General features: G+C 69.0%; 4 protein-coding genes. 2 read left to right on the top strand and 2 right to left on the bottom strand.

Annotation, left to right across the window (positions count from 1 at the left end; all coding sequences use genetic code 11):
- Positions 1 to 1407 (bottom strand): beta-ketoacyl synthase N-terminal-like domain-containing protein (locus ABZX92_RS42880; protein WP_355571434.1); only part of this gene is annotated, 1407 nt, incomplete at its 3' end.
- 36 nt (positions 1408 to 1443) lie between these two features.
- The gene (locus ABZX92_RS42875) at positions 1444 to 9336 is read right to left on the bottom strand and encodes a type I polyketide synthase (protein WP_355571433.1); all 7893 of its coding nucleotides are present in this window, start codon (positions 9334 to 9336) and stop codon (positions 1444 to 1446) included.
- A 268-nt stretch (positions 9337 to 9604) separates the two neighbouring features.
- Between ABZX92_RS42875 and ABZX92_RS42870 the strand changes: the two genes are divergently transcribed.
- Together ABZX92_RS42870 and ABZX92_RS42865 are read left to right on the top strand one after the other, a co-directional pair.
- Positions 9605 to 10627, top strand: coding sequence for an FkbO/Hyg5 family chorismatase (locus ABZX92_RS42870; protein WP_355571431.1), 1023 nt, complete (start codon positions 9605 to 9607; stop codon positions 10625 to 10627).
- A 34-nt stretch (positions 10628 to 10661) separates the two neighbouring features.
- Positions 10662 to 11870 carry a 3-deoxy-7-phosphoheptulonate synthase gene (locus ABZX92_RS42865; RefSeq protein WP_355571429.1) on the top strand — a complete coding sequence of 403 codons (1209 nt, stop codon included), beginning with the start codon at positions 10662 to 10664 and terminating at the stop codon, positions 11868 to 11870.
- Positions 11871 to 11989 lie beyond the last annotated feature (119 nt).

Below are 11989 nucleotides of genomic sequence, written 5' to 3'. Positions count from 1 at the left end.
CCCCATCCCAATCATCTCAGGCGGGTCTGACAATTCCTGGCCGTCGGGAGTGGCGGCCGGGGCCTCGACGATCAGGTGCGAGTTGGTGCCGGAGACGCCGAACGACGAGATGCCGACGCGGCGCGGACGGTCGACGGCAGGCCAAGGAGTCGCCGAGGTCAGCAGCGACACGGAGCCCGCGGACCAGTCGACGTGGGAAGAGGGCGAGGTGATGTGGAGCGTGCGCGGCAGCACGCCGTGTTGCATCGCCTGCACGACCTTGATCACCGAGGCGACGCCCGCCGCCGCCTGCGTGTGACCGATGTTCGACTTGATCGAGCCGATGTACAGCGGAACAGCGCGGTCCTGGCCGTAGGTGGCGATCAAGGCGGCGGCCTCGATCGGGTCGCCCAGCGTCGTGCCGGTGCCGTGCGCTTCCACTGCGTCGACGTCAGCGGAAGACAAACCGGCCGAGGCCAGAGCAGCGCGGATCACGCGTTGCTGGGACGGGCCGTTCGGAGCGGTCAGGCCGTTGGAGGCACCGTCCTGGTTGACGGCCGAACCGCGCAGCAGGCCGAGAACGTGATGGCCGGAAGCCACGGCGTCAGACAGACGCTCCAGAACCAGCATGCCCGCGCCCTCGGACCAGCCCACCCCATCGGCCGAGTCAGAGAACGCCTTGCACCGGCCGTCAGCGGCCAGACCGCGCTGCAAGGTGAACTCCACAAAGGAGTTCGGCGTCGCCATGATCGTCACGCCACCGGCGAGAGCCAGCGAACACTCACCACCACGCAGAGCCTGCATGGCCAGGTGCATTGCGACAGAAGAAGAGGAGCAAGCTGTGTCGACGGAGACCGCAGGGCCCTCGAAGCCGAACGTGTAGGACAAGCGACCCGACAGCACCGACGCGATGAGGCCGGTGGAGGCGTGCCCGTCGCCGTCCACCGACACCAGGTCCGCGTAGTCCTGACCATTCGTGCCCACGAAAACACCAGTGGCGGAACCCCGCAGCGCCGCGGGATCCAGGCCCGCGCGCTCCAGAGCCTCCCAGGTGAGCTCCAGCATCATGCGCTGCTGCGGATCCATGCCCAGCGCTTCGCGCGGCGAGATGCCGAAGAAGTCCGCGTCGAACGAGGCCAGGTCACTCAGAAACCCGCCCTCCTGCGCCAACGAGGTGCTGCGCAACGACGACAGGTCCCAGCCGCGGTCGGCCGGGAACGGGGAGACCAGATCCCGTTCGGCGACAACGGCTTCCCACAGCTGCTCGGGCGTGACCACCCCGCCGGGGAAGCGGCACGACATGCCCACGATCGCGATGGGCTCGCTGTGCTTCTGCTCCAGCTCGAGGACGCGTTCACGAGCCCGGCGCAACTCGACCGTGACTCGCCTCAGGTAGTCGGCAACCTTGTCCTGCTGCTCTTCCTGCACTGGTCCGTCCTCATTTCGTGCGGGCAAACACTGCTACTACGAGAGGTCGAGCAACTCGTCGTCGATGATGTTCAGGAGGTCCTCGACGGAGACGTTGCGAATGTCTTCGTCCGAAGTGGACACGGGCTTCTTCAACCGGCCCAGCACCTTCTCCAGGCGCTCGCGGATCACGTCGTGGTCATCAGAGGACGAAGCCAGTGCGGCCTCGAAGCGCGCCAGCTCAGCCAACGCGGAACCCTCCACCGAAGAGGACAGGCCGGACAGCAGGTGTTCGGCGACCAGGCGCGGCGTCGGGTAGTCGAAGACCAGCGCGGACGGCACCGGCAGACCCGTCGCGGCCTTCAGCCGGTCGCGCATCTCCACCGCGGTCAGCGAGTCGAATCCCTGGTCGCGGAACGCCTTCTCCGGGTGGATCGACTCGACCCCGGAGTGGCCCAGCACCGCCGCGGCCTCGGCACGCACCAGGTCCACCAGCACGCGCGACCGGTCCGCTTCGGACAGTCCGGCGAGCTTCTCCTGCAACGCCATCTCGACGCCCTCGGAGGCTTCCACCGAGAGAGCGGCGACCACCTCGGGGATCGACGAGAACAACGGCGACGGCCGCGACGCGGTGAAACCCGGTGCGAAACGGGCCCAGTCGGTGTTCGTGACGGTCAGCACCGTCTCGCCGTCCGACACCGCCTGCACCAGCGCGGTCAACGCCAGCTCGGGGTCCATCGGCAGCACGCCGTGGCGGCGCAGCTGGTCGTAGGCCTCGGGATCGGTCGCCATGCCGGCCTCGGCCCACGCACCCCACTGCACGGACGTCGCCACCTGGCCCTGGCCGCGGCGGAACTGCGCCAGGCCGTCCAGGTAGGCGTTCGCGGTCGAGTACGCGGGCTGGCCACCACTGCCCCACGCCGCCGCACCCGACGAGAACAGCACGAACGCGTCGAGGTTTCCGGTCAGCTCGTGCAGGTTCCGCGCCGACACCATCTTGGCGCGCAACAACTCCCCGAGCTGATCGGCGGACAACGAAGCCAGCGGCGCGTCGCCGGAGTCGATTCCGGCGCAGTGCACAACGGCGGTGAGATCAGGAAGCCGCCCCAGCAACTCCGCGACAGCAGCACGATCGGCGACGTCGCAGGCCTCGACCGACACCTCGGCGCCGAACCCTTCCAGCTGCGCCACCAGATGCTCGACGCCAGGAGTCAGCGGGCCCCGGCGCGAGGTCAGCACGATGTGCGAGGCACCCCGGGCGGCAACGGAACGGGCCACGAAGCCACCCAAAGCGCCAGTACCGCCGGTGATCAGCACAGTGCCCGACGGCGCCCAGTCCTCGCCGTGCTCACCACGCGGCGCGGGCACCAGCCGGCGGGCGAAGACACCGTTGCCTCGCACCGCGATCTGGTCCTCGCCCAGCGAGTTCGTCAACGCCGCCTGCAGGCCCTGCGCGATCTGGACATCCACGCCGCCCGGCAGGTCGATCAAGCCACCCCACCGGCGCGGCAGCTCCAGAGCCGCCACCCGGCCCATGCCCCACAGCGCCGCTTGCACCGGCGAGGTCACGATGTCGCCGTGGCCGGTCGACACGGCACCCCGCGTCACCGTCCACAACGGAGCCTCGACGCCCTCCAGAGCGCGCAACAGCTCCAACGTCGCGCACAACGGATACGGCACGTCACCCGAGTCGTCCGCGACGCCCAACAAGGAAACGACGCCCGTGAACTCGCGGCCGGACAACGAGGCGACCTCGTCGAGCGGCACCGCGACCCCGCCGAGGATCTCCACCACGTCACGGGTCCAGGCGTCCTGCTCCCCTGGCGGCACGACGACCAGCCAGGACCCGCCGAAAGCACCGGACAGCGACAGCCTGTCCCACGACTCGCGGAACCGCCACGAATCCACAATGGACTGAGAGCGTTGCCGGGTCCGCCACGACGACAACGCCGGCACGACGGCCGCGGCCACCTCGGCGTCGAGATCGAGCACGGAGGCCAGCTCGTCGTTCTCCACCAGCTGCCAGAACGCCGCGTCGAGCGGATCCGCCTTGCCGGCCGCGACCTCGGGCTCCGGCCAGAACCGCGACCGCTGGAACGCATACGTCGGCAGGTCGACGTGCACCGCGCCGGTGCCCTCGAACAGCCGGGCCCAGGAGACGGACACCCCCGCGACGTGCAGACGCGCCAGCCCCGACACGAAGGAAACCTCCTCCGGCCGTTCGCGGCGCAGCACCGGCACCACCGCCGAGTCCAGCGGAACAGCGCCGGTCTCGGTCATCTCCGCCACCAACGCCGACAGCACGCCATCAGGCCCGAGCTCCAGGAACGCCGACACACCCTGACGCCCCAACGCCCGCACGCCGTCGGAGAACCGGACAGCCTCACGCACGTGCCGCACCCAGTACTCCGGCGACGTCAGCTGCTCGCGCACAGCGAGCTGCCCGGTCACGTTCGACACGACCGGGATCTGCGGCTCGGAGAACGACAGGCCCTCGACGACCGCGCGGAACTCGTCCAGCATCGGGTTCATCAATGGCGAGTGAAACGCATGGCTCACCGTGAGACGCTTAGTCTTCCGGTCGGTGAACCGCTCCACGACCGCTGAGACGGCGTCCTCGGTTCCCGCGATCACCACCGAGCGCGGCCCGTTCACGGCCGCGATCGAGACCTCCGGACCCAGGTGTGGCAGTACTTCTTCCTCGGTGGCCTGCACGGCCACCATCGCGCCACCCGGCGGAAGCGCTTGCATGAGCCGGGAGCGCGCGTCCACCAACCGGCACGCGTCCTCCAACGAGAGAACCCCGGCCACGTGCGCGGCGACGATCTCGCCGATGGAGTGCCCGCCCACGAAGTCCGGCCGCACACCGAAAGAGGCAGCCAGCCGGAACAGCGCCACCTCGATCGCGAACAACGCCGGCTGCGCGTACCGGGTCGCGTTCAACGCCTCGGCGTCGTGCCCCCACATCACCTCGCGCAGTGAGACGTCCAGGTGCTCCAGCACCGCGTCGAAAGCCTGCGCGAACACCGGGAACCGCTCGTACAGCTCGCGTCCCATGCCGAGCCGCTGCGAACCCTGCCCGCTGAACAACACCGCCAGCGACCGCTCCGCCGCCACCCCGCGCGCGACCTCGGCACCGCCCAGGAGCACCGCGCGGTGCTCCAGCTGTGCCCGCGTCGACACCAGCGACGCGGCGATGTCGAGGGCCGGAGCCTCGACCGCCCGGATTCGCTCGATCTGCGCTTCCAACGCTGTCGCGGACTTGGCCGACACCACCCACGGCACCGCGCCGCTCGTCTGTCCCGCGCCGCCCGGCTGGCCCGCACCGCCCGGCTGTCCCGCACCGCCCGTGTGTCCCGCCCCGCCCACCTGAATCGATCCGGGTTGGCTGGCCCCCTGGGGGGAGCCACCCCCCATCCCAATCATCTCAGGCAGGTCTGACAGTTCCGGGGCCTCGAGGATCACGTGGGCGTTCGTGCCCGAGACACCGAACCCGGACACTGCCGCGCGCCGTTGCCGCGACACCGAGGGCCAGGGCTGGTTCGACGTCAGCAGCTCGACCCGGCCCGTGCTCCATTCGACGTGCGAGGACGGCGAGGTCACGTGCAACGTGCGCGGCAGAACGCCGTGCCGCAACGCCATCACCATCTTGATCACACCCGCGACACCCGCGGCGGCCTGCGTGTGGCCGAGGTTCGACTTCACCGACCCCAGCCACAGCGGTACCGACCGGTCCTGCCCATAGGTGGCCAGAAGAGCCTGCGCCTCGATCGGGTCGCCCAAAGTCGTACCGGTGCCATGAGCCTCGACCGCGTCAACGTCCGAAGTGGACAAACCGGCAGACGCAAGCGCTTGCCGGATCACCCGTTGCTGCGACGGACCGTTCGGCGCGGTCAACCCGTTCGACGCGCCGTCCTGGTTGATAGCCGATCCGCGCAGGACCGCCAAGACCGTGTGACCGTTGCGGCGAGCATCCGACAACCGCTCCAGCACGACCAGACCAGCGCCTTCGGACCAGCCTGTGCCGTCAGCAGAATCGGAGAAAGCCTTGCAGCGACCGTCCGCCGACAACCCACCCTGACGAGAGAACTCCACGAACGTCTGCGGCGTCGACATGATCGTCACACCACCCGCCAGCGCGATCGACGACTCACCGGAGCGCAACGACTGCGCGGCCCAGTGCAGAGCAACCAAAGAAGAGGAACAAGCCGTGTCGACCGTGACGGCCGGACCTTGCAGACCAAGGGTGTACGCAACGCGACCGGACACCACGCTGCCCGCCGTACCGGTCGTCCAGTACCCCTCGGTGCCGGCGGGCGCATCGAGCAGCCCGGCGCCGTAGTCGTGGTACATCACGCCCGCGAACACACCGCCGTTGGTGCCGCGCAACGACGCCGGATCGATGCCCGCCCGTTCCAGAGCCTCCCAGGACACCTCCAGCAGCAACCTCTGCTGCGGATCCATCGCCAGCGCCTCCCGCGGCGAGATCCCGAAGAACTCCGCGTCGAAGTCGGCCGCGTCGTGCAGGAAGCCGCCCGAGCGCGTGTGCGAGGCACCGTCGAACAGCTTCTCCAGATCCCAGTTGCGGTCCGTCGGGAACGACGACACGACATCCGCACCCGACATCACCAGCCGCCACAGGTCCTCCGGCGAGGCGACCCCGCCGGGATAACGGCAGGCCATGCCGACGATCGCGATCGGCTCGTCCGGCTGCGCCCGCACGGCCTCGGAAACAACGGCCGCGCGCTCACCCAGCAACTCAGCCCGCAGGTGCCGAGCCAGAACGACCGGTGTCGGGTAGTCGAACGCGACCGGCGCGGACAGGTGCAGACCGGTCGCGGCGGTCAGCCGGTTCCGCAGGTCGACCGCGGTCACCGAGGTCAGTCCCAGCTCGCGGAACGTCTTCTTCGACTCCGCCCGCTCGGTGCCGGTCAGGCCGAGCACACCCGCGACCTCCGTGCGCACCAGGTTGAGCAGGAAGATGTCCTGCTCCTCCGGCGACATCGCGACCAGCCGCTGGCGCAACGCCGACAGGTCGCGCTCGTCCGGCGTCGCGAGCCGCGCGGACACGTCGATCAGCCCGCGCAGCAACGCGGGCACCTCTGTCGACGAAGTCTGCTCCCGCAAGGCCGCGCTGTTGATCCGCATGATCACGGCCTGCGCCAAGCCCGCCGACGTCGCCACGTCGAACATCGCCGCGAACTCGTGCGTCGACAGCTCACCCACCCGTGACGCCGTCGTCGGCGCATCGGTGGAGCCCACCGCCAGGAACGTCGCCGACAGCTCGCGCTTGCGCCGATACCGGGCCAAAGCGTCGAGGAAGGAGTTCGCCGCCGCCTGCTCACCCGATCCCACCAGGCCCAACGCACCCGCGACGGTGCAGAGCATGACGAACGCCGTGACGTCGCCGCTCTTCGTGAGCTGGTGCAGGTTCACGGCTCCGTCCACAACGGACCGGAACACGTCGGCGCGCGGCGCGGTCGGTTTCGCCGGATGCTCGCCCTCGCTGTGGATGACGGCGGTGATCGGCCGCTTCAGCTTGCCCAGCACCTCGGCCAGCGCGGCACGATCCGCCACATCACAGGCCGCCACCGCGACACGCGCGCCCAGCTCGGACAGCTCCGACTCCAGCTGCGCGGTCGCCTCGTCGGTCCGGCCGCGCGGGCTGATCAGCAGCAGATGCCGAGCGCCATACGCGGCAACGAGATGCCTGGTGAGCGCCGCACCCATGGTGCCGTCCGCACCCGTCACGACGACCGTGCGCTTGGGGTCGATCCGCAGCACCTCGTCGCTGTCGACCGACGCCGACACACGCTTCAGCCGTGGCATCAACGCGATCCCGGACCGGATCGCCAGCTGAGGCTCGTCCGCGGCGACCGCCAGAGGCAGCACCCCGGCGGACGGCGGCAGATCGTCGATGTCGATCAGCGTGAACCGGTTCGGGAACTCGACCTGCAGCGACCGCAGCAGACCCCACACCGGCGCGTGCACGAGGTCCCGGACGTCCTCGACACCAGCCGCGACAGCGCCGCGAGTCAGTACGACCAGCCGCGAGTGCGCGAACCAGTCGTCGTTGACCCACGTCCGCAGCACGCCACCGACCCTGCGCAACGCCTCCTGCGCGGCCGTGGTCAGCTTGCCGCCGGTGTCCATGTCGTCCGGGCAGCACAGCACCGCCACGTCCGGCGCGGGCTCACCGTCCACAACGGACATGTGCAGAGAAGCGGCGTCGGCGTGAGTTGCCACGTGCACGCCGGCCGACGCGAGGGAAGCCGTCAGGCCGAACCGGTCCGGACCGACGACGGCCCAGCGCTTCGCCAGTTCGAGCGACGTCGTGCGCACGGACGGCATCGGCGCCCAGTCCATCCGCAGCAACGACTCGTGCTGCCCGCCGCTCGCGGCCCGCAACCGGGCCGGGCGGTCGAGCAGCACGTGCCGGGTGATCTTGCCCGAGGTCGTGCGCGGGATGTGGTCGATCTCGTACAGCTCTTCGGGCACCTTGAAGTTCGACAGCTGCTCGCGGCAGGCGTCGTACAGCCGCACCGGATCGAGGCCCTGCTTGCCGGGCACGACGAACGCGATCGGCACCTCGCCGAGGATGTCGTGCGGCTTGCCGACCACCGCGGCGTCCGCGACCCCAGGCACGCGCAGCAGCACCTCCTCCACCTCGCCGGGGTGGATGTTCTCGCCGCCGCGGATGATCAGTTCCTTCACGCGACCGGTGATCGTCAGGTATCCGTAGAGGTCGCGCCGCGCCAGGTCACCGGTGCGGTACCAGCCTTGAGGCATCGCCTGCGCGGTCGCCTCGGGCTGGTTGTGGTAGCCGGTCATGAGGCTCGGGCCGCGCACCCAGACCTCGCCCTCGGCCTCCGCGTCGACGTCGACGCCGGTGTCCGGGTCGACCAGCCGCACCGCGAGACCCGGCACCGGCAGGCCGCACGAACCGGGGACCCTGGTGCCGTGCGCCCAGTTCACCGCGATCAGGCCGCACGTCTCGGTGCTGCCGTAACCGTCGAGCAGCGCGACCCCGAACAGCGCCTCGAACTCGACGCGCAACGCCGGTGGGCACGCCGAACCCGCGGTGAGACAACGGGTCAGCGCGCTCGACGGCACCTCACGGGTGCGCGCGACTTCCAGAAGATGGTGGTACATGGCGGGCACGCCGCACAGGAACGTGTAGTCGTCGCCCTCCAGCGCGGCCAGCACCTCATCGGCCGCGAAGCCGTCGAGAAGGCGGGCGGTGGCGCCGACCGCGGTGACGCCGACGACGCACAGCACGTGCGCGAGGGAGTGGTGCAACGGCAAGGGCCACAACACCTTGTCGTCGTGGTTGAGGCCGATCACCGGGGCGTAGCAGGCCGCGACCGACCACAGGCAGGCTCGCTGCGACGACAGCACACCCTTCGGCTTCCCGGTGGTGCCGGAGGTGTAGAGCATGAACGCCACGTCGTCGAGGCCCTGGTCGTCACGCGCCGGCACGGACGGGTCCCGTGACATCAGATCCTGGTACGAGACAACGGAACCGCCGCGCGGGAGCGGTTCGTCGCCGCTCACGACGACCTTCACGTAAGGGCGGCCGGGGAGCAGTGTGCGGACCTGGTCGAGGTGCGCGAGGTCGGTGATCACGACACGGGCGCCGCTGTCGTCCAGCACGTAGGCGAGCTCCGCGTCGGCGGAGTGCGGGTTGAACGGCACCGCGACCGCGTTCGCGCGCGTGACCCCGAGGTAGCTCTCGATGATGTCGACGCTGTTGCCCAGGAAGATCAGCGCCCGGTCACCGGGCTGCAGCCGCAGGTCCGCGAGGTGCCCGCCGAGCCGCCACGTCCGCTTCTCCAGCTCCGCGTACGTGACCGCGCGCCGCGAGTCCGCGAACGCGACCTTCTCCGGGACGTTCGCCGCGTGGTATCGCAGCAGGTCGGACAACGGCCGGATCAGTTCGGTTCGAAACATCCCGACGGCGCTCCCTATTTACTGGCGACGTGGCGTGCACCTCGAGCGATGCTAACGTCGGCCTCACCAGGCAGGTAAGTAGGAAATCCCCTAGCACCCCCCTAGGACCCCCCTATCATCCCGCCCGAAAGTGCTTTCCCCGGTGGAGCTGTTTTGCGGAGCCGTCCCGGTGGCTAATCTTTGATCACCGGCCAGGAAGAGAAGGCCGAAAGAATAACTCGGCTCATCTCCGCCACATGTTTTACCTACTCCTCGGAGGGGCATTCCAATGACTCAGGCGCAGCAGACGGTGACCTTGCCCAGCTCGGTGTTCACCGGCCTGACCGAAGTCAGCAATGTCGCGGCCACCGGAAACGTTCTCGGCGTCATCAACTACACGACCGAGTGCACCGACCCGCGTGTCGAGAATGGCCTTCTGAGGCTCGACCTGCACATGGCCGCGGACGACGCGGAGGCATTCGCGGAGGTGTGGACGACCTCGCGCCCGGTCGAGACCGGCGAGCACCACGGCGTCGTTTACGCCCACGACGGCGAGTACCTGCTCGTGGCCGGCCGCATCGCCCCGACCGGCCGCTACACCGAGGACACCCGCGCCGCCTACGTCGCCGCGCTGGACCTGATGGACACCCTCGGTTACAAGAACTGCTTCCGCATGTGGAACTTCATCAACGACATCAACGCGGACAACACCGAGGGCCTGGAGATCTACCGGGACTTCTGCAAGGGCCGCGCGGAGGCGTTCGAGCTCTTCCACTTCGGTGACTCCGAGGTGCCGAGCGCGACCGGAATCGGGTCGCAGGGCGGCGGGATCGCGTTCTACTTCCTGGCCTCCCGCTCCGCCGCGCTGACGTCGGTGGAGAACTCCAAGCAGCTGGCCGCCTACCACTACCCGAGGCAGTACGGCCCGCGCCCGCCCAAGTTCGCGCGGGCCACCTACCTCGCCCCCACGCACACCGACCGCAGGTCAGGGCAGGTCTACGTGGCCGGCACGGCCAGCATCCGGGGGCACGAGACCCTGCACGACGGCGACATCGTGGCGCAGGTGAAGTTGTCACTCGACAACATCGAGCACCTCATTTCCGACGAGAACCTGGCGGACTACGAGATCACGCAGGGCAATTCCTTGCTGAACCTCGACAACATCAAGGTGTACGTCCGTCACCGTTCCGACATCCCGGTGGTGCGGGCGATGTGCGAGGAGCGTTTCTCCCCGAACGCCCGGATCCAGTACCTGAACGTCGACGTCTGCCGCGCCGATCTCCTCGTGGAGATCGAGGGCATCGTCGCCTGAAACGTCCAGCGGAACCAGAACAGGAGCGAGAACAATGCCTCAGACGGTGAAGCTGACGGAGTTCACGTACACGCGGACCGCGGCCCCGTGGATGACGTTGCCGGCGACGCAGCAGCCCCACTGGCACCACCACCCCGAGTACGACCTGATCGAAGCCGAACTGTCCGGCGCGCTCCCCCTGGTCGCACATTCCGAAATTCGCGAGGCGAAGCGCGCACTCGGGCTGGCCGCCCTCGGCGAGGCACGCGTGCTGCAGCTCGGCGACTGCGCGGAGTCCTTTTCCGACGCTGACCCGCTGACAACTTCCCGAAAGGTGCGCAACATCCAGAAGATCGCCGCCCGGATGGCGGAACGGTCGGGTCAGCAGGTGGCCCGTTTCGGACGGATGGCGGGCCAGTACGCGAAGCCTCGTTCGAGCAACTTCGAAACGGTCGACGGGATCCAGCTGCCCTCGTTCCGGGGTGAACTGGTCAATTCGTTTGAGGCCGACAATTTCGCCCGCCAGCACGACCCGGAGCGAATGCTGCAGGCCTACGACGCTTCTTCTTCAGTTATCCGAGAAGTGCGCACCCATTGGGCGGGAAGTGCCGAGGAACTCTCCGGTGGCCCGTGGGTGGCTCACGAGGCATTGGTGCTGGACTACGAGAACGCGCTCATTCGCACCGACGAGCGCACCGGCGAGCAGTTCCTCACCTCGGCACACTTCCCGTGGATCGGCGAGCGCACCCGCCAGCTGGACCACGCGCACGTCTCGATGTTCTCCGCGATCTCGAACCCGATCGGCGTGAAGGTCGGCCCGACCGCGGACCCGGAGACCGTCGTGCGGCTGTGCCAGCTGCTCGACCCGCACCACACGCCCGGCCGCCTGACGTTGATCATCCGCATGGGCCGCGAGGACATCCACGTCGCGCTCGCGCCGATCGTGCGGGCCGTGCAGCGCGCCGGCCACCCCGTCGTCTGGATCTCGGATCCCATGCACGGCAACACGGTCAGCACCGAAACTGGGCGAAAGACTCGACTTGTCTCCCATATCATCGAGGAGGCCACGGCGTTCCGGCACATCCTCGAGACCGAGGGCGCACACGCGGCGGGCCTGCACCTGGAAGCGGCCGCGACCGACGTGACGGAGTGCGTCGGCGGGCCCGTCCCCGACGAGAAGGCACTCTCCGAGCGCTACGAGACCCTCTGCGACCCGCGGCTGAACCCCGAACAGGCGCTCGGAGTGATCGACTCGTTCTTCTGATCCCTTCGCAGACAGGGAAACCGATGGCGTTGCGGCCCTTGCGGAGCAGCGGCGTGGCGCCCTCTTCGACCAGTGCGGAGAGGATGCCGTCGGGGCCGATCTCGACGAACTGGGTGACG

Origin of the sequence: Lentzea sp. NPDC006480 (assembly GCF_040611995.1) — a bacterium.
Lineage (GTDB): Bacteria > Actinomycetota > Actinomycetes > Mycobacteriales > Pseudonocardiaceae > Lentzea.
Note: the sequence above shows the minus strand (reverse complement) of the source record. Positions and strands in the feature narration are given on the sequence as shown.

Coding starts and splice junctions, on each gene's coding strand:
- ABZX92_RS42875 (WP_355571433.1), bottom strand. CDS start 9,336: ATGTTTCGAACCGAACTGATCCGGCCGTTGTCCGACCTGCTGCGATAC.
- ABZX92_RS42870 (WP_355571431.1), top strand. CDS start 9,605: ATGACTCAGGCGCAGCAGACGGTGACCTTGCCCAGCTCGGTGTTCACC.
- ABZX92_RS42865 (WP_355571429.1), top strand. CDS start 10,662: ATGCCTCAGACGGTGAAGCTGACGGAGTTCACGTACACGCGGACCGCG.